General features: G+C 62.9%; 15 protein-coding genes and 2 pseudogenes. 9 read left to right on the plus strand and 8 right to left on the minus strand.

What is annotated here, in order from left to right:
• The first annotated feature begins 60 nt into the window (after positions 1-60).
• From hisS to A9K68_RS32460, 6 genes and pseudogenes are all read left to right on the plus strand, one after another.
• A complete protein-coding gene (hisS, locus tag A9K68_RS12365) occupies positions 61-1,560 on the plus strand; it encodes a histidine--tRNA ligase (protein ID WP_065010940.1) in 1,500 nt (499 codons plus the stop codon).
• A 264-nt stretch (positions 1,561-1,824) separates the two neighbouring features.
• Positions 1,825-2,946 carry an ATP phosphoribosyltransferase regulatory subunit gene (locus A9K68_RS12370; protein WP_065010804.1) on the plus strand — a complete coding sequence of 374 codons (1,122 nt, stop codon included), beginning with the start codon at positions 1,825-1,827 and terminating at the stop codon, positions 2,944-2,946.
• A complete protein-coding gene (hisG, locus tag A9K68_RS12375; protein ID WP_065010805.1) occupies positions 2,943-3,647 on the plus strand; it encodes an ATP phosphoribosyltransferase in 705 nt (234 codons plus the stop codon). The genes A9K68_RS12370 and hisG overlap by 4 nt, the downstream gene beginning before the upstream one ends.
• A 132-nt stretch (positions 3,648-3,779) precedes the next feature.
• The gene (locus A9K68_RS12380; RefSeq protein WP_065010941.1) at positions 3,780-5,552 is read left to right on the plus strand and encodes an AMP-binding protein; all 1,773 of its coding nucleotides are present in this window, start codon (positions 3,780-3,782) and stop codon (positions 5,550-5,552) included.
• A 164-nt stretch (positions 5,553-5,716) separates the two neighbouring features.
• Positions 5,717-6,190, plus strand: coding sequence for a VOC family protein (locus A9K68_RS12385; protein ID WP_065010942.1), 474 nt, complete (start codon positions 5,717-5,719; stop codon positions 6,188-6,190).
• Between the two features lie 132 nt (positions 6,191-6,322).
• Positions 6,323-6,562 (plus strand): annotated as a pseudogene (locus A9K68_RS32460) (ionic transporter); the annotation flags it as partial.
• 53 nt (positions 6,563-6,615) lie between these two features.
• Here the strand turns inward: A9K68_RS32460 and A9K68_RS12395 are convergent.
• The 7 genes from A9K68_RS12395 to A9K68_RS12425 form a co-directional block, all read right to left on the minus strand.
• Positions 6,616-7,329 (minus strand): haloacid dehalogenase type II, encoded by a 714-nt coding sequence (locus A9K68_RS12395; protein ID WP_065010806.1) that lies wholly within the window; start codon positions 7,327-7,329, stop codon positions 6,616-6,618.
• A 33-nt stretch (positions 7,330-7,362) separates the two neighbouring features.
• Positions 7,363-7,746, minus strand: coding sequence for a hypothetical protein (locus A9K68_RS12400; protein WP_065010807.1), 384 nt, complete (start codon positions 7,744-7,746; stop codon positions 7,363-7,365).
• 2 nt (positions 7,747-7,748) lie between these two features.
• Positions 7,749-8,273: a hypothetical protein gene (locus A9K68_RS12405; protein WP_065010808.1), complete on the minus strand. Its 525-nt coding sequence runs from the start codon at positions 8,271-8,273 to the stop codon at positions 7,749-7,751.
• A 395-nt stretch (positions 8,274-8,668) separates the two neighbouring features.
• Positions 8,669-10,090, minus strand: coding sequence for a TRAP transporter large permease subunit (locus tag A9K68_RS12410; protein WP_065010809.1), 1,422 nt, complete (start codon positions 10,088-10,090; stop codon positions 8,669-8,671).
• Positions 10,087-10,734, minus strand: coding sequence for a TRAP transporter small permease subunit (locus A9K68_RS12415; RefSeq protein WP_065010810.1), 648 nt, complete (start codon positions 10,732-10,734; stop codon positions 10,087-10,089). The genes A9K68_RS12410 and A9K68_RS12415 overlap by 4 nt, the downstream gene beginning before the upstream one ends.
• Before the next feature lie 69 nt (positions 10,735-10,803).
• The gene (locus tag A9K68_RS12420) at positions 10,804-11,934 is read right to left on the minus strand and encodes a TRAP transporter substrate-binding protein (protein ID WP_065010811.1); all 1,131 of its coding nucleotides are present in this window, start codon (positions 11,932-11,934) and stop codon (positions 10,804-10,806) included.
• Between the two features lie 328 nt (positions 11,935-12,262).
• Entirely contained in the window at positions 12,263-13,171 is a 909-nt protein-coding gene (locus tag A9K68_RS12425) for a hydrogen peroxide-inducible genes activator (protein WP_065010812.1), read from the minus strand.
• Between the two features lie 136 nt (positions 13,172-13,307).
• On the opposite strand from A9K68_RS12425, the gene katG reads away from it, so the two are divergent.
• Positions 13,308-15,503, plus strand: coding sequence for a catalase/peroxidase HPI (gene katG, locus A9K68_RS12430; RefSeq protein WP_065010813.1), 2,196 nt, complete (start codon positions 13,308-13,310; stop codon positions 15,501-15,503).
• A gap of 77 nt (positions 15,504-15,580) precedes the next feature.
• Here katG and A9K68_RS12435 read toward each other — a convergent pair.
• Positions 15,581-16,257, minus strand: a pseudogene (locus A9K68_RS12435) (aquaporin).
• A 329-nt stretch (positions 16,258-16,586) separates the two neighbouring features.
• Between A9K68_RS12435 and A9K68_RS12440 the strand changes: the two are divergent.
• Complete coding sequence (locus A9K68_RS12440; protein ID WP_065010814.1) at positions 16,587-17,876, plus strand: RsmB/NOP family class I SAM-dependent RNA methyltransferase; 1,290 nt, start codon at positions 16,587-16,589, stop codon at positions 17,874-17,876.
• Between the two features lie 97 nt (positions 17,877-17,973).
• The gene (locus A9K68_RS12445) at positions 17,974-18,432 is read left to right on the plus strand and encodes a PaaI family thioesterase (RefSeq protein WP_029348345.1); all 459 of its coding nucleotides are present in this window, start codon (positions 17,974-17,976) and stop codon (positions 18,430-18,432) included.

Genomic DNA, 18,432 nt, shown 5'->3' on the forward strand with positions numbered 1-18,432 from the left:
GTGGAAATTCAGTAATTTTGCCGATCCACGGAACGCTAGGAAACACCGAGTACCCATATGATGGCCGACAAATCGGAAAAGATGAAAGCGCGGCTGCCGCGCGGGCTTGTCGACCGCGGCGCCGACGATATCCGCGCCGTTGAGAAGATGATGGCGACGATCCGCTCGGTCTATGAGCTTTACGGCTTCGAGCCGGTCGACCAGCCGATGATCGAATACACCGATGCGCTGGGCAAATTCCTGCCCGACCAGGATCGGCCGAACGAGGGCGTATTCTCCTTCCAGGACGACGATGACCAGTGGCTGTCGCTGCGCTACGATTTGACCGCGCCGATGGCCCGCTTCGTCGCCGAGAACTTTGAGCGTCTGCCGAAACCCTATCGTAGCTACCGCTCCGGCTGGGTGTTCCGCAACGAGAAGCCCGGCCCCGGCCGCTTCCGCCAGTTCATGCAGTTCGATGCCGACACGGTCGGCACGCCGGGTGTGGCGGCGGACGCCGAAATGGCGATGATGATGGCCGACGTGATGGAGGCGCTCGGCATCAAGCGCGGCGACTATGTCATCCGGGTCAACAATCGCAAGGTGCTCGACGGCGTGCTCGAGGCGATCGGCCTCGGTGGCGACGAGAACGTCGGCCGCCGGCTGACGGTGCTGCGGGCGATCGACAAACTGGACAAGCTGGGCGTCGAGGGGGTTCGTCTGCTGCTTGGCACCGGACGCAAGGACGAGAGTGGTGATTTTACCAAGGGCGCCGGGCTGGACAACGTTCAAGCTGAGGCAATCCTTCACGCTACGGCGAAGCCCGAGCTAGGTGATTTAGGAGACCCGGTCTCCGCAGTGAGAGCCAGCCAGTCCTTCAACGAAGGCGTTGCCGAACTATCAACCATTGAAGACTTGGTAAGGGCCGCTGGATATGGCGAAGACCGAATAGTTATGGATCGTTCCGTCGTTCGTGGTCTCGAATATTATACCGGTCCGGTCTACGAAGCCGAGCTCCTGGCCGAGATCCCCAACGAAGAGGGAAAAATCGTGCGCTTCGGCTCGGTTGGCGGTGGCGGGCGTTATGACGGCCTCGTCTCGCGCTTTCGTGGCGAGCCGGTGCCGGCGACCGGCTTTTCCATCGGCGTCTCCAGGCTGATGACGGCGCTCAAAAACCTCGGCAAGCTCGACACGTCGGACGTCGTCGCGCCGGTCGTCGTGCTCACCATGGACAAGGACACAGAAAGTCTCGGACGCTACCAGAAGATGGTGGCCGAGCTGCGTGCCGCCGGCATCCGCTCCGAAATGTATCTTGGCGGCGCCGGCATGAAGGCGCAGCTCAAATATGCCGACCGTCGCGGCAGCCCCGTCGCCATCATCCAGGGCGGCGACGAGCGCGCCAAGGGTGAGGTGCAGATCAAGGACCTGATCGAGGGCGCCCGCATGTCGGCGGAGATTGCGGACAACGCCGAATGGCGCGCCGCACGCCCGGCGCAGGTGACGGTGGCGGAAAGCGAGCTGGTCGCCGAGGTGAGGAAGATACTGGCGGCGCAGTCCGAGGAGCGAGCGCGTGGCAAGTAGAGGTCGCGTTTCATCGCGCCCCCCTCTGTCCTGCCGGACATCTCCCCCACATGGGGGGAGATCGCCAGTTTCACCGGCGGCTCCATCCGTTCAGTGTCGGCGATTGGCGAAAGCGGCGACGACAGCCGATCTCCCCCCAAGTGGGGGAGATGTCCGGCAGGACAGAGGGGGGCGCCATAGAACGCTAACCTCTGCACTCCGTCCAGCACCCGCTGCGCGCCAATCCACCTTCTCCCACACGGGGAGAAGGGAAGGGCACCTGCCATGACCTCCCGCTACCCCGCCATCGCATCAGACATCACAAAACTCTTCGCCGCGCGAAACACGCATGCGGTCGAGGTGGCGGTGCTGCAGCCGGCCGACCCATTCCTCGACATGGCGGGAGAGGATCTGCGCCGCCGCATTTTCCTCACCGACAGCGAGACCGGACAGACGCTTTGCCTGCGGCCGGAATTCACCATTCCGGTCTGCCTCGACCATATCGCCAGCCAGGCCGGCACGCCGCGCCGTTATTCCTATCTCGGCGAGGTGTTTCGCCAGCGTCGCGAGGGCGGCAATGAATTCTTCCAGGCCGGCATCGAGGATCTCGGCGACCGCGACACGGCGCAAGCGGACGCGCGTTCGCTGGCCGATGCGCATGCGCTGCTTTCGCTGGTGCTGCCGGACCACCCACTGGCGATCACGCTCGGCGATCAGACCATATTCGAAGCGGTGCTCGCCGCGCTCGGCCTGCCGCGCGGCTGGCGCATGCGGCTGGCCCGGGCTTTCGGTTCGGCGGCGATGCTGGAGGCAGCGCTTGCCGACCTCGCCAACCCGACACGCAACGGCCAGCTCACCGGCCCAGTCGCTGCCCTTGTCCTCAATGGCGACCTGGAAGGGCTTTCGTCGCACATCGCCGGCGGCATGGAGCAAGCGGGGCTGTCGGCGTCGGTCGGGCGCTCGCCGGCCGACATTGCTAGGCGGCTCATCGAAAAGGCCGAACTGCGCAGCGTGCGGCTGTCGAACGAGGCGTTTTCGGCGCTGAAGGATTTTCTGGCGATCGACGTAGCGCTTGACGGCGCCGCACAGGCGCTCGAAACGTTCGCGGCCGGCGCCGGGCTTTCGCTGGGCGCGGCGCTGGACAATTTTTCCGCACGTGCAAAGTCGATCGAAGCTCTTGGCCTGCCCACGGCAAAAATCCGCTACGACGCCGCCTTCGGTCGTCCGCTCGACTATTACACCGGTCTGGTCTTCGAGATCGCGGCGGAAAACGGCGACCGGCCGCTGGCCGGCGGCGGCCGCTATGACCGCTTGCTGACGCTGCTCGGCGCGAAAACGCCGATCCCCGGCGTCGGCTTTTCCGTCTGGCTCGACCGCATCGAAGCGTTGCGGGAGAAGGCGCAATGATCACGCTGGCGATCCCGTCGAAGGGCCGGCTCAAGGAGCGGGCGCTGGAGGTGCTGGCCAAGGCCGGGCTTGCCGTCAGCCTGCCCGGCGACGAGCGTAAATACCGCGCCCGCATCGAAGGTGTGGAGAGCGTAGAGGTGGCGTTTCTGTCGGCGTCCGAAATATCAGGCGAGATCGGCCAGGGCTCGGTCGACCTCGGCATCACCGGCGAGGATCTGTTGCGCGAAAGCCTCGCCGATTGGGAGGCGCGTGCGGAGATCGTCGCCCGCCTCGCTTTCGGCAACGCCGATGTCGTGGTGGCGGTGCCCGACATCTGGCTCGATGTCGATACGATGGCCGATCTCGACGATGTCGCCGCCGATTTCCGACAGCGCCACGGCAGGCGGCTCAGGATCGCCACCAAATACTGGCGGCTGACGCAGCAGTTCTTCTCGCAAAAGCACGGTATCCAGGTCTATCGCATCGTCGAGAGCCTGGGCGCCACCGAAGGCGCGCCGGCGGCGGGATTGGCCGATGTCGTCGTCGACATCACCACGTCAGGCTCGACGCTGCGCGCCAACCATCTGAAGGTGCTGGCCGACGGCGTCATTCTGCGCTCGCAGGCCTGCCTTGTCGCATCGCGGAAGTTGCGTACGGCGGCGGACGAGGCAATCTTGCGCGACCTCGCGGCGAAGGTGGCAGGCGCAATCCCTCCCCCTTGAAGGGAGGGTGCCTCGCTTCGCTCCGAACCCTCCACTCAACGGGGGAGGGATCGCCGCGGCTCCAGTACCATCAACGGGATTTCCACCACCCCGGCAGGCTGATAGACTCGGTCGCCTGTGGAGGAGACGGCGATGCCGATCAATCTCGACGAGTTGAAGAATGCCACCAGTCTGCGCGGCCGCCGTCCGCGCAATGGCGCCACGTTCGTCGCGCCGGTCGACGGCAGGGCGCATGTGTCGGGCGAGCGCACCATGCCGCTGCTGCAGCAGACCATCCCGGCACTGCTTTCCGATACCGTCAGCAAATACGGCACGCTCGATGCCGCCGTCTTTGTCGACCAGGACAAGCGCTTCACCTGGAGCGAACTTTCAGACACGGTGGACGCGCTGGCCGCAGGCTTCCTGGCGCTTGGCCTGGCAAAAGGCGACCGCGTCGGCATCTGGTCGCCCAACCGCTGGGAATGGCTGGTGACGCAGTTCGCCACCGCGCGCATCGGCCTGATCCTGGTCAACATCAACCCGGCCTACCGGCTGACCGAGCTCGATTATGCGCTGAACAAGGTTGGCTGCCGAGCGCTGGTCACGGCCGTCAAATTCAAGACGTCCGACTATCTCGGCATGATCGAGACGCTGGCGCCGGAGATCGCGACTGCGACGCCCGGCAAACTCGAGGCGAAAAAATTGCCGGCGCTGAAGATCGTCATCCGCATGGGCGAGGAGAATTCTCCCGGCATGTTCAATTTCGCCGACGTGCTGGCGATGGCAGGACGCGACGAGCATGACAGCCTCGACCGGATCTCCGAGGGGCTGAAGCCCGGCGACGCCATCAACATCCAGTTCACCTCAGGCACAACAGGCGCGCCAAAGGGCGCGACGCTGACCCACAACAACATCGTCAACAACGGCAATTTCGTCACATCGGCGATCAGGCTGACGGTCGAGGACCGGTTGTGCATCCCGGTGCCGCTCTATCACTGCTTCGGCATGTCGATGGGCACGATCGGCTGCGTCACCAAGGGCGCAACCATGGTCTTCCCGGGCGACGGCTTCGATGCCGGCGCCACGCTGAAGGCAGTGGCGGGCGAGCGCTGCACCGGCCTCTACGGCGTGCCGACCATGTTCGTCGGCCTGCTCGACCATCCGGATTTTGACACCTTCGATCTCACCAGCCTGCGCACCGGCATCATGGCCGGCTCGCCGTGCCCGATCGAGGTGATGAAGAAGGTGGTGTCGCTGATGCATATGGCAGAGGTGACCATCGCCTATGGCATGACCGAGACCAGCCCGGTGTCGTTCCAGAGCAGCGTCGACGACCCACTGGAAAAACGCGTCTCGACGGTCGGTCGTGTCCATCCCCATGTCGAGGTCAAGGCGATCGATGCCGATGGCGTCACCGTTGCGGTCGGCGCGCCGGGCGAACTCTGCACACGCGGCTATTCGGTGATGAAGGGCTATTGGGACGACGAGAAAAAAACCCGCGAGGCAATCGATCCCGACGGCTGGATGCACACCGGCGACCTCGCCACCATCGACGCCGAGGGCTATTGCAACATCGTCGGCCGGGTCAAGGACATGGTCATTCGCGGCGGCGAGAACGTCTATCCGCGCGAGGTCGAGGAGTTCCTCTATCGCCATCCCAGGGTCAGGGAAGTGCAGGTGTTCGGCATTCCCGACCCGAAATATGGCGAGGAGCTTTGCGCGTGGATTGTGCTCAAGCCGGGCCAGATCGCCACCGAGCAGGAGATCAAGGCCTTTTGCGCCGGCCAGATCGCCCATTACAAGATCCCGCGCCACATTCGCTTTCGCACCGAATTGCCGATGACGGTGACCGGCAAGCCGCAGAAGTTTCTCATGCGCGGGGCGATGGTTGACGAACTGGGGCTGGAGACGCCGAAGACCGCCTGAGGGGCGGACCGGCGGAGCATCGTAGTCCTGTTGGCTGCCCTTTGCGACGCCCGGGCGAGACGCACGCTTCCGGGGTGGAGAAAAGCGGCTGGCTACCTATTTCGGAAGAGGGCGGATGGGGAAACAAGGCCGAAATCTCGGCCCCAAAGCGAAAGGAACCCGCAATGGCAAAGAATACGATTTGCCTCTGGTACGATAAGGACGCCGAGGCTGCCGCCCGCTTCTACTCCGAGATATTTCCTGACAGCGTGGTGAGTGCCGTGCACCGTGCACCCAGTGACTACCCGGCCGGCAAAGAGGGCGACGTGTTGACGGTCGAATTCACAGTCGCGGGCCTTCCTTGTATCGGCCTCAACGGGGGTCCCGAGTTCAAGCACAACGAAGCGTTCTCTTTCCAGATCGCCACCGATGATCAGGAGGAGACCGACCGCTATTGGAATGCCATTGTCGGCAACGGCGGCCAGGAGAGCGTGTGCGGCTGGTGCAAAGACAAATGGGGGATTTCCTGGCAAATCACGCCGCGCGTGCTGACTGACGCGATGGCGGCTGGCGGCGACGAGGCAAAGCGCGCGTTTGATGCCATGATGACCATGGTGAAAATCGACGTCGCCGCGATCGAGGCGGCGCGGCGCGGTTGATGCTCCATCGCGATTTGCGGCCAATTGCTGCCAGAGCTAGTCCGCTCGCCACCCAAGTGCGGCCGTCCAGCCACCAGCTTGCGCAGCGCGGCAGCCTTCGCTTCAAGCTGGGCGATCGGATGAAAGTCGGCGATGTCATTGGCTTGCTCTGCAATACGGGCAACTCGACCGCTCCGCACCTTCATTTCCCTGGTGATGGCTGTCGCAGTCGGAGCCAGCGGGCTGTCGGTAGACGAAGGTTCGCTGAGCGTCAGGATCCTTATCGGAGCGCTTTCGAGTGCGATTATGTTCATCACCATTTTCGTGGTGCTCGACCATGCCGAGGCGGTGGCTCGGCGTGTAGGCGAGCCGTACGGCACGCTGGTGCTGACTCTTTTCGGACAACACGGCCTTTTGTTGCCGGCTGCCGGAGCGGCCCTCGCGACCTACTTCAGAACTGCAGCCAGTTCGATCAAGTCATTTGCCATGTATTCCCAACCGTCGCGCGGCTTGACAACGGCAGCCTTCGATGGGTCATGCGCATTTGTGCGAACGACATACGCCGTCTTCAATCCGCATCGACGCGCGGCGTCCAGATCGTAGTCGTGGGCGGCAACCAGCATCGCCCTGTCCGGCTCCACGCCCAGCAGCTCGCAGGCACGAAGATACACCTGTGGCATCGGCTTATAGGCCTCGGAGACATCAGCGCCGAGGATCGTATCCCATGGCAGCCCGGCATGTTTTGCCATGTCCACCAGAAGTCGGGTGTTCCCATCGGACAGCGGTGCGACGATAAAGCGTTCCTTCAATCTGAAAAGACCCTCCACCGAGTCCGGCCACGGGTTGAGGCGGTGCCAAGCCAGATTGAGATTTTCCAGTTCGGCGCTCGGTACAGCCGATGGCATCAAGCCGTATCCTTTCAGACAGGCTTCCAGGTCCTCCATGTTGAGCAGATCGAGCGGGACAAAGGGCCGCCGACCGCAGCGAACGGCTTCAACCGATGCGTCATAGCGTCCGACCCAAGCATCGGCAAAAGCACTAGCGTCGATATGCAAAGCATCGTGGCGCTTCAGAAAAGAACTTGCCTCCGCCGCTATGCTGCCGCGCCAATCGACAACGGTCCCCAGGACGTCGAAGAACAATACCTCAACTTTCGTCACTTTAGCTCTCCATGCTCGTCGATTGGGGGTCCGTCAGTCGCGGTAAGAGGGGTCGATCTTGTCGAGCTGCCGCTTGAGATAGTCGAAAACCTGATCGTTGTAGGGCAGCCAGCCGTCAGCTTTTCTACGCCAGATCGTTGGACATGACATTGAGTGGTTGCCCGTCGATCGGTGCTGGCTCGATCTCGTCGGCCGCTGCGAATACTTGGGCGCGTCGGAAACATCGGCTATGGGGAGAGCCTCGCCGCCCTCACCTTCGATTTCCACTGTCAGCTGGCTCAGAGCGGGGTTGTCGCGGGCGATCAAAGCGACCTTCGCACCCTCCCGCGCGAGGCGCAGCACAATAGCAGCAGAAGCGCCGGTGATCACCGCTGTCTCTTCCGCTTCAATCCGGCGGCGCCAGGTCGGTGCTGGCAAGTCTAAACCGCCGGTCCTTCGAACCCGCTTCTCTCGTGCGATTTCCACAGGAACCAGCCGAGGACGGTACCGAAGAAGAATGTGTGGGCAATGAACTGCACGACCGGGCTTGCTTGCAGAAACCAGGGGAACGCGATCGGCGCGATCACATAGAAATTGACGAGCCACAAGGCGAGGCCAAAGATGCTGCCGAGACCAATGAAGGCTGCTCGCCCTCGCAGCATTGCGGCAATCTCCCCGAACACGATCCCATAGACGATGGCCAGGATCAAATGCACGATCACGCCAGCGATGCTGGCCGTCAAGAGCGGGTAGCCGGGATCGAGAGCTTCCGGTCCAAGCGCGATGGCGCCGATCATGCGCAGGGGCGTGAAGAACGCTTCCGCCCCCATCATGAACGCACTCGCCGTCATTTCAAACGCCGCAAAGACGAGGCCTGCGACAATGCCTGCAACGGCACCCTGCTGGAGTCCCCATCGGATGTCGCGCGGCGTCACCGGCGTGTGGATGTAATCACGGTAAGCCATAACACTGCTCCTTGTCTGGACGCAGACTCATCCGCAAAACCAATGCCAGGCACGCGTCGGCGGTTCCGGGCGTTCGGCGCAACTCACGAGGATTTGATTGAAGTTGATGTTCTCACGCCGAGCGGACGGTTCGGCCTTCGCCCGCATCGACGCTGCAGCCATGCAGCTTCCCCGCGACCGCCCCAATCCAGCTATTACCTCGCGCGAGACCTCAGCTGGCTCCATAGATCGTAGCCCGCAAGGAGGACGCCGATGCCGACCGCAACGCCTAGATCGGGATGCGGGACGAACCGGATTACGACGCCGAAAAACGCCAGAAAGACAACAAACGCCAAGACAGCCAGGAAGCGGCTCAAATTCATCTATTTTCCTCCACTCGCCGCGGCATCCCCGTCTCAGCCTCCATAGATCAGGTTGGGCAGCCCGTACACGATCTGCGGGAAGATGTAGATGATGACCATGCACAGGATAACGATCAGCATATAGGGCATCATTCCGCGGAAAATATCCGAAAGCTGAACATGCGGCGGCGAAATGCCCTTGAGGTAGTAGGCCGACATCGCCATGGGCGGCGACAGAAAGGCCGTCTGAAGGTTGACCGCGACGAGCACGCCGAAAAACAGCGGATCGATCTCGAAATGCGCCAACAGCGGCAGGAAGATCGGAATGAAGATAACGATAATCTCGGTCCATTCCAGCGGCCAGCCCAGGATGAAGATGATGATCTGGGCGACGATCAGAAACATCAGCGGCGACATGTCGAGGCCGGTGACGAAATCGCTGATCAGTTGCTGGCCTCCCAGATAGGCAAAGACCGAGGCGAAGGTCGCGGAGCCGACGAACAGCCAGCACACCATCGCGGTCGTGCGCGCCGTCAGATAGACCGACTCCTTCAGGCGTTGCCACGTCAGGGCGCGGTAGGCGGCGGCCAGCACCACGCCGCCGAGCGCGCCGATGGCGGCAGCCTCCGAAGGCGTGGCGAGGCCGAAGAGAATAGCGCCGAGCACCGCGAGGATCAGGACAGCCAGAGGGACGAAGGAAGTCAGCAGCATCCAGCTGATTTGCAGGACCGAATAGTGGCCTACCTCGTCTCGGGTCGGCTTCGGCGCCACCTGCGGCTGCAGCACCGCCTTCGCCACCACATAGATCAGATAGAGGCCGGCAAGCAGCAGCCCTGGAAGCAGGGCTGCCGCATACATACGAACCACCGACACACCCGCCGTCGCGCCATAGACGATGAGCAGAATGGATGGCGGAATGAGGATGCCGAGGGTTCCGCCCGCGCAGATCACTCCCGAGGCATATCTGATGTCGTAACGCGCCTTCAGCATGGCGGGAAACGCCAGCAGGCCCATGAGTGTCACGACCGCGCCGACGATGCCTGTGGCCGTTGCGAAAAGGGTGCAGGTGATGAGGGCGGCGACCGCCATGGAGCCGGGAATGTGCCGGGTGGCGATATAGAGAGTGCCGAAAAGGCGCTCGATGATATTGGCCCGTTCGACGATGTAGCCCATGAACAGGAACAGCGGGATAGCGGTCAGCACATCGTTCGAGATTACTGAATAAGTCTGATTCACGAACAGATCGAAAATGCGGTTGTTGAAGAAGCCGCCGATCCAATGTTCCGTAAGCGTCCAGCCGTCGGCACCATCCTCAACCGCCCGTTCGTAGGCGCGCCACATCCGCCCCGGATTTAAATAAGCGTAGTAGCCAAAGGCGACCCCGAGCGCCATCAAAGTGAACGCAACCGGGAAGCCAAGGAAGATCGCCAGAACCAGAATGAGCAGCATCGCAACGGCGACCTGAGGATCGCTCATCTGTCTTCTCCGTCGCGTTCGGGGCGATTGTCGGGGTGAAGGAATGGGAGGTCGACTGCTTCCGAACCGTGATGCAGAACATCGAGCGTCTTGGCTTCCATCAGCACCTTCTCGGTCTCTTCCACGTCTTCAGCTGCGCGCGGCCATGTTCCGGTTCGCAGACAGACGACGCAGCGGAACACCTGAGCAATCCCCTGAACGAAGAGCAGGATGCCTGCCGCCACGATGACGGCCTTGAACTGGAAGATCGGAATCCCGGCCGGACTGTTCGAGCTTACCTCGAGATAGCGGAAGCTGCGTGCGGCATACTTCCATCCGGCCAGAACCAACGCCGTCACGCCTGGGAAGAAGAAGATGAAGTACAGGACAAGTTCGACCGCCGCTTGCACGCGCGGCCTCCACAGACGGTAGACGAAATCGCCGCGCACATGCCCGTCTCGCGACAAGGTGTAAGCGCCAGCCATCATGAACATGGTGCCGTAGAGCATGTAGCTGAGGTCGAATGCCCACGCGGTCGGCGCGCTGAACAGGTATCGCACGACAACTTCATAGCTCACGCCGAGCGTCATGATGACGACGCTCCACGCGAACACCTTTCCAAACCATGCCGAAAGTTCATCGGCGAATGCGATGTAGCGGAGCATGTCTCGGGTTCCGTCAGATACATCCGGCGGTCGGGAAGACCGTCGGATTTGCCCAAGCGGAGGCGCGAATTAGACCTTCAGCTTGCCTGGGAAGTAATGTTCGTATGCCAGTGTCAGGTCGGCTGAATTCATAAGCTCGTAGTAGACAACGCGTTCGACCCATTGGCGCTGGCTATCGAGCACCCGCTTCATGAACTCGTCCGCCTCCAGCGTCGGGATGATCTTGTCCCAAGCCTGGAGTTGTGCGTCGAGAATCTCCTTGGAGGTGCGGTGCACGGTGACACCGTGCTCGGTCTGCAGTTTCTGCAGGTCGGCCGAATAGTTGTCGAGGGCGACTGCGGTGGTCGCGGTGCTGGCCGCCTCCACGCCATATTCGAGAATGGCCTTCAAATCGTCGTCGAGGTCGTCGAATACGTCCTTGTTGAACAGGAATTCGAACGACTCGCTCGCCTGATGATAGGACGACAAGATGTAGTTCTTGGCGACGTCCTGCGAACCGAAGCGAAGGTCGGATGACGGATTGTTGAATTCGAAGGCGTCGATAACCCCGCGCTCCATGGCCGGCACGATTTCACCGCCGGGCAGCTGCGCCACGCTGAGGCCGAGGTTCTGCATGAGATCGGCGGCAAGACCCACCGTCCGGTACTTGAATCCCTGCAGTTCGGCGGTGGTCGTGACAGGATTCTTGAACCAGCCGAACGGCTGCGCCGGCATCGGGAAGCCATAGAAGCCGACCACGTTGAGGCCCATGATGTCCTGCGTCAGCTCGCGGTAGAGATCCTTGCCGCCGCCCTGGTGGAACCAGGCGAGCATGGTGGTGGCGCTGCCGCCGAACACAGGGCCAGTTCCGAAAAGCGACGCGGCCTTGTGCTTGCCGTACCAGTAGACGGGAACGGTATGCGCCGCGTCGATGACGCCGTCATTGACGCCATCCAGCACCTGGAACGCGCCCACGACCGCACCCGCGGGCAGGAGCTCGAACTTCAGCCGGCCGCCCGACATCTTTTCGACGCGCTCTATGTATAGCCGCGCGAAATCCATCCAGATGTCCGACGCAGGCCAGGAGGTCTGCATCTTGATGGTCACCGGCGCCTGCGCCAGTACGGCCGGGGCCGAGAGCGTCGTCGCTGCAGCCGCACCGGCCGTGATGGCGGTGGACTTTTCCAGGAACCCGCGACGCGAGATTTTCTTGTCGGACATTTACTCCTCCCACTGTTGTAAACTCTTCTGCCACAACCAGAATATGCAAACTCGCCCTTCACGCAACCAATTTCGCTGCCGGTGACATCGGACCTCGGGCATCTGGTCCGGCACAAGCGCCACTGTGTTTCCGCATCCGACTTTTTAGTAGTCGGCGCGTATCCTCCATCTGGTTCCCATAGCGAATGTAGGACTGCTGCGCAGGCTGCCAAGGCGATCGTAACGAGTGTTGGCCGTCCGCGAAAGGACCCTGTTTATGGAAGCATGGGCCCCTTGCTCGCAGCTTGGAAACGAGATTGAGGTCAATCGGACCCTCTGATCCTCCACCTCACGCCGCCAGCATCGCCTGATCCAGCCCGCGGATAATCTTGACCAGTTCGAGACATTCGTCGTGCCGGACCTTGTTGCGCCGCCAGGCGAGGCAGATCGTGCGCTGCGGCATCGGTTCCTGGAACGGCACGATCTTCAAATCGCGCATGGCGCTGGCCGGCCCTGCGGCCATTTCCGGGATGAGTGTGACGCCGAGCCCGTGCGCCACCATCTGCAGCAGCGTCGTCAGGCTGGTTGCGCCATAGCTCGCCATTGCCACCGGCCGCACGCTGCCGCAGACGGCAAGCGCCTGTTCGCGCAGGCAGTGGCCTTCCTCCAGCAGCATCAGCCTTTCCAAGGCCGGGCTTTCCGGCGGAACCGGCGGCGAGGCGAAGGCGGGGTCGCCGGCCGGCACGGCAAGGAAGAACCGGTCGGAGAAAAGCGGCTCGGTGATCAGCCCAGGCTGATCGAGGGGAAGCGCCGCAATGAAGGCGTCGAGCTTTCCCAGGGCGGTGTCCTCGACCAGCGACGCGGTCACCGCTTCGCGCAATTCGAGCTGCAAGGCCGGAAAATGCCGTTTCAGCTCCGGCAGCACATGCGGCAGGAGATAGGGCGCCACCGTCGGGATGATGCCGAGCCGGAAGCGCCCTTCCATGGCGGGGCGGCCGCGCCGGGCCGTGGTCTCGATCTCGCGGATGTCGGCAAGAATGCGCTCGATCCGCGGCAGCATGGCCACTGCCTCGTCGGTCATCCGCACCGATTTGCCGCCGCGCTCGAACAACCGGCAGTTGAGCCGCAGCTCCATCTCGGCGATCTGCGACGACAGCGCCGGCTGGCTGACCCCGGCCAGCTTCGCGGCGCGGCCGAAATGCAGCGTCTGCGCCAGTGCCTCGAAATATTGCATCTGCCGGACGGTGAGGCCTATCATAAGGAAAACTTATCGCAACAAACAGGAAAGGCAATTTGTTTTTATCGACAGTGCGGCCTAGTCTGGAACCATTCCAGAATGGCGTGGCTCAAGTCCCGTCCGGAAATCAACAAAAATCAACGAATCGGAGAGAACGATGGACGCAAAGACCGATGACAACAGCGCCGGCAAATGCCCGGTCGCGCATGGGGCGGCCGGCAGGACCAACCGTGACTGGTGGCCAAACCAGCTTGACCTTGCCGTTCTCCACCAGCAGTCGAGCCTCTCGGACCCGATGGGCGAGGACTTCGACTACGCCAAGGAATTCAAGAGCCTCGATCTCGATGCGGTCATCAAGGACCTGCACCAGGTGATGACCGATTCGCAGGATTGGTGGCCGGCCGATTTCGGCCATTACGGCCCGCTCTTCATCCGCATGGCCTGGCACAGCGCCGGCACTTATCGCATAGGCGACGGCCGTGGCGGCGCCGGCGCCGGCCAGCAGCGTTTCGCGCCGCTCAACAGCTGGCCGGACAACGCCAATCTCGACAAGGCACGGCGGCTCTTGTGGCCGATCAAGCAGAAATACGGCAGGAAGATCTCCTGGGCCGACCTGTTGATCCTCACCGGCAACGTCGCGCTGGAATCGATGGGCTTCAAGACGTTCGGCTTCGCTGGCGGGCGCGCCGATGTCTGGGAGCCCGAGCAGGATGTGGATTGGGGTTCCGAGACCAAGTGGCTCGGCGACGAGCGTTATTCGGGCGACCGCGAGTTGCACGGCCAACTCGGCGCCGTGCAGATGGGCCTGATCTACGTCAATCCGGAAGGGCCGAACGGCAAGCCGGATCCACTGGCCTCGGCACGTGATATTCGCGAGACCTTCCGCCGCATGGCCATGAACGACGAGGAAACCGTGGCGCTGATCGCCGGCGGCCACACGTTCGGCAAGACCCATGGCGCCGGAGATGCCGCTCTGGTCGGGGCGGAGCCGGAAGGCGCCGGCATCGAGGCGCAGGGCCTCGGCTGGTCGAGCAAGCATGCCACCGGCATCGCCGGTGACGCCATCACCTCGGGGCTCGAGGTCACTTGGACCACGACGCCGACCAAGTGGAGCAACAACTTCTTCGATAATCTGTTCAACTACGAATGGGAACTGACGAAGAGCCCGGCGGGCGCCCATCAGTGGACGCCGAAGGGCGGCGCCGGCGCGGCCACGGTGCCGGACGCGCATAATCCGTCAAAGCGTCACGCGCCAGCCATGTTGACCACCGACCTCGCTTTGCGCTTCGATCCCGCCTACGAGAAGATCTCGCGGCGTTTCCACCAGAATCCGGATCAGTTCGCCGACGCCTTCGCCCGCGCCTGGTTCAAGCTGACCCACCGCGACATGGGCCCGGTTGTCCGCTATCTCGGCCCGCTGGTGCCGAAGGAAGAGCTGATCTGGCAGGATCCTGTCCCGGCGGTCGACCACGAGCTGGTCGGCGAGCAGGATATTGCGTCGCTGAAGGCGAAGATCCTGGCGTCGGGCCTGTCGGTTTCCGAACTGGTTTCGACCGCCTGGGCGTCGGCCTCGACGTTCCGCGGCTCCGACAAGCGCGGCGGCGCCAACGGCGCACGCATCCGCCTTGGGCCGCAGAAGGACTGGGACGTCAACCAGCCGGCCGAACTGTCGAAGGTGCTTTCGAAGCTCGAAGGCATCCAGAACGAGTTCAATGCCGCGCAGACGGGTGACAAGAAGGTCTCGCTTGCCGACCTGATCGTGCTCGGCGGCGTCGCCGCGGTCGAGAAGGCCGCCAAGGACGGTGGCCAAGACGTCAAGGTGCCGTTCACGCCGGGTCGCATGGACGCCTCGCAGGAGCAGACGGACGACCAGTCCTTTGCCGCGCTTGAGCCGACCGCTGATGGCTTCCGCAATTATGTCCGCGGCAAGCAGCCGATGTCGATCGAAGCACTCCTGGTCGACCGGGCGCAGTTGCTGACGCTGACGGCGCCGGAGATGACGGTGCTCGTCGGCGGCCTGCGGGTGCTCGGCGCCAACGCCGGCAAGTCGAAGCATGGAGTGTTCACCGACAGGCCGGGCACGCTGACCAACGACTTCTTCGTCAACCTGCTCAGCATGAACACGATCTGGGATCCGGCCGCAGGCTCCGAGGAGGTGTACGAAGCCCGCGACCGCAAGACCAGGGAGGTCAAATGGACCGGCACCCGTGCCGACCTGATCTTTGGCTCGCACGCGCAGCTGCGAGCACTTGCCGAAGTCTATGGGTCAGCGGATGCCGGACAGAAATTCGTCAGGGATTTCGTCGCGGCCTGGACCAAGGTGATGAACCTCGACCGCTTTGAGCTTGCCTGATCCCAGCGAAACGTTCTTTCCTCCCAAGAAAAAGGCGCGGGCGATGCCCGCGCCTTTTTTGATTGGCCAAGAGGGTGTCAGTCCTTCTCGAAGATGCGCGTCTTGGCGACCACGCCGGCAATGGCGCCGCCGATCAGCGGTGCGACGATGAACAGCCAGAGCTGGCCAATCGCGGCACTAGCCGAAAACAGCGCCGGGCCGATGGAGCGGGCCGGATTGAGCGACGTGCCGGTCACCGGAATGATGGCGAAATGCAGTCCCGCCAGCGTCAGGCCGATGACAAGGCCGGCAAAGGCCGTCATGTGGCTGCCGCTGTGACGCCGAGGATCACCGTGACGAAGGTGAAGGTTCCGATCAGCTCCCACAGGAACGCTGAGCTGACGCCCCATTTCGTCGTGTCCCAGCCATTGGCGCCGAAGCCGCCGGTATGGCCGCCGACCTGTCCGGAGACGATGATCCACAGCGCCAGCGACGCAATGATGGCGCCGATGATCTGTGCGATCCAATAGGGGATGACGTCCTTGGCCTGCATTCGGCCGGCAAGGAACACGCCGAGCGTCACCGCCGGGTTGAGATGCGCTCCCGAGATCGGGCCGATCGCATAGGCCGCCGCAATCAGGCCGATGCCGAATGCAAGACCGATGCCTTCCTGGCCGAGTGGCAGCGCGCCGCCGAAGCCGCCAGTCACCACCGAAGCCGTGCCGATGAACACCAGTAGAAATGTGCCTAGAACTTCCGCCAGATAAGTCTTCATTGCCCTCTCCTCGTAATTTCCCGCCGATCCGCTTGAAGTTCTTCGCGAATCACGCAGCGGAAGATTACCGCAACTTCAAAAGTTTGAAAGTACAAGCAACGCGTCGGTTGAAGTCTCGGATGCCGACAAAGTTGTTCGATCTGGCGCTCCGCCGCTTGTGTGCGCCTGTCGCGCGCTTTAGAGCGACGTGCGTCCACTTGGACGCACAAAGTACGCGTCTCAAGACTCTGAATCTTCGCATCGTGCTTACCGAAAATCGATTCCGATTTTCGGGCCGATGCGATAGAGCAGGACCCCGGAATTAATTTGCTGAGTAACGGAATAACAAGATGCGACTGGGCGGACGGCTGGCAGCGGCCATCGAAGTGCTGGAGGATATCGGCCGGCGGCACCGGCCGGTGGCCGATGCGCTGAAGGATTGGGGCCTGTCCCACCGCTTCGCCGGCGGCGGCGATCGCGCCGCGATCGGCAACATCGTCTACGACGCGCTGCGCCGGAAGCGCTCGGCCGGCTTTTTGCTGGGCGAAGATACGCCGCGCGCCATCGGTTTTGGCGCGCTGCTGCTTGAATGGAACCAGACGGCGCAGTCGCTGAACGAAGCGCTCGACGGCGACAAGTTTGCGCCGCCGCTGTTGAACGACGGTGAACTGAGGGCCGTCACCGATCGCCGGCTCGACGCTGCGCCGTCGGCGGTACGGGCTGATATTCCGGATTGGTGCGAACCGCTTTTCGAGCAGGCTTTCGGCGCCAGCTGGGTCGACGAAGGTGCGGCGTTAGCGACCCGCCCACCGCTGGACCTCAGGGTCAACACGCTGCGGGCCGACCGCGGCAAGGTGCTCGCCGAACTGGCCGAGACCGGCGCCGGGCCTGCACGGATCGCACCGCACGGCATCCGCATCCCGCCGATCGCGGGCGACGGCAGGCACCCGAACGTGCAGGCGGAACCCGCCTTCCAGAAAGGCTGGTTCGAAGTTCAGGACGAAGGCTCGCAGATCGCCGCCACGCTGACTGGCGCGGAGGCCGGGATGCAGGTCCTCGACTTTTGCGCCGGAGCCGGCGGCAAGACGCTGGCACTGTCGGCGGCGATGGACAATCGCGGCCAGGTGTTTGCCCATGATGCCGAAAAGGCGCGGTTGGCGCCGATCTTCGACCGCATCCGGCGCTCGGAAAACCGCAACGTGCAAATCGTCACCAAGCCGGCCGAGCTCAGCACCCTTTCGGGCCACATGGATATCGTCCTGATCGACGCGCCCTGCACCGGCAGCGGCACATGGCGGCGCCGGCCCGATGCCAAATGGCGGCTGACGCAGAAGCAGCTCGATGCACGCAAGGGCGAGCAATCGGCCATCCTCGATGCGGCCAAAGCCTTCGTCAAACCGGGCGGGCTGCTGGTCTACATCACCTGCTCGGTATTCCACGAGGAGAATGGCGAACAGGTCGCTGCCTTCCGAGATCGTAACCGCGGCTTTGTTCCTGTCGATCACCGCCAGCTCTGGGACAGCCGCTTTCCGGGCCACGAGGCGGCTGCGCGTATCGGCGCCGCAGGCGGCATTTCGCTGTCGCCGGCGCTGAGCGGTACCGATGGGTTCTATGTCTGTGCGCTGCGCAAGGGCGGCTGAACCAGGCCGGCGGACGTGATTGCTGCAGTGCAGCAATAGCGATTGCCTGCCGCTCATGCCTCTGCAATAAGCTTTTTTGACAGGAGCGTGACAAGCCATGGCAGCAAAGATCGTACCCGCCCCCGACTATGAGGATCGCGTCAGGACGTCCTTCGCGCGCCAGAACGCCATGACAACCATCGGCGCCGAGCTGACGCTGGTGACGCCCGGCATCATCGAGATCGAGATGCCCTATTCGACGGCGCTGACCCAGCAGCATGGCTTCCTTCATGCCGGGGTCATTTCGACGGCGCTCGACTCGGCCTGCGGCTATGCGGCTTTCTCGCTGATGCCCGAGAATTCGGGCGTGCTCACTATTGAGTTCAAGGTCAATCTGCTGGCGCCGGGCCGGGGCGAACGCTTCCTGTTCCGCGGCTCGGTGACGAAGCCCGGCCGCACCATCATCGTCGCAGACGGCCAGGCCTATGCCTTCGCCGTCGACGGCGAGGCCAAGCTGATCGCCACCATGACCGGAACGATGATGACCGTGGTGGGTCGCGATGGCATTGAAGGCTGA

Origin of the sequence: Mesorhizobium sp. AA22 (assembly GCF_001672375.2) — a bacterium.
In the GTDB taxonomy this organism is placed as follows: Bacteria; Pseudomonadota; Alphaproteobacteria; order Rhizobiales; family Rhizobiaceae; genus Mesorhizobium; species Mesorhizobium wenxiniae.

Coding starts and splice junctions, on each gene's coding strand:
- A9K68_RS12445 (WP_029348345.1), top strand. CDS start 17,974: ATGGCAGCAAAGATCGTACCCGCCCCCGACTATGAGGATCGCGTCAGG.
- A9K68_RS12415 (WP_065010810.1), bottom strand. CDS start 10,734: ATGCTCCGCTACATCGCATTCGCCGATGAACTTTCGGCATGGTTTGGA.
- katG (WP_065010813.1), top strand. CDS start 13,308: ATGGACGCAAAGACCGATGACAACAGCGCCGGCAAATGCCCGGTCGCG.
- A9K68_RS12440 (WP_065010814.1), top strand. CDS start 16,587: ATGCGACTGGGCGGACGGCTGGCAGCGGCCATCGAAGTGCTGGAGGAT.
- hisS (WP_065010940.1), top strand. CDS start 61: ATGGCCGACAAATCGGAAAAGATGAAAGCGCGGCTGCCGCGCGGGCTT.
- A9K68_RS12405 (WP_065010808.1), bottom strand. CDS start 8,273: ATGGCTTACCGTGATTACATCCACACGCCGGTGACGCCGCGCGACATC.
- A9K68_RS12370 (WP_065010804.1), top strand. CDS start 1,825: ATGACCTCCCGCTACCCCGCCATCGCATCAGACATCACAAAACTCTTC.
- A9K68_RS12385 (WP_065010942.1), top strand. CDS start 5,717: ATGGCAAAGAATACGATTTGCCTCTGGTACGATAAGGACGCCGAGGCT.
- A9K68_RS12410 (WP_065010809.1), bottom strand. CDS start 10,090: ATGAGCGATCCTCAGGTCGCCGTTGCGATGCTGCTCATTCTGGTTCTG.
- A9K68_RS12420 (WP_065010811.1), bottom strand. CDS start 11,934: ATGTCCGACAAGAAAATCTCGCGTCGCGGGTTCCTGGAAAAGTCCACC.
- A9K68_RS12425 (WP_065010812.1), bottom strand. CDS start 13,171: ATGATAGGCCTCACCGTCCGGCAGATGCAATATTTCGAGGCACTGGCG.
- A9K68_RS12380 (WP_065010941.1), top strand. CDS start 3,780: ATGCCGATCAATCTCGACGAGTTGAAGAATGCCACCAGTCTGCGCGGC.
- hisG (WP_065010805.1), top strand. CDS start 2,943: ATGATCACGCTGGCGATCCCGTCGAAGGGCCGGCTCAAGGAGCGGGCG.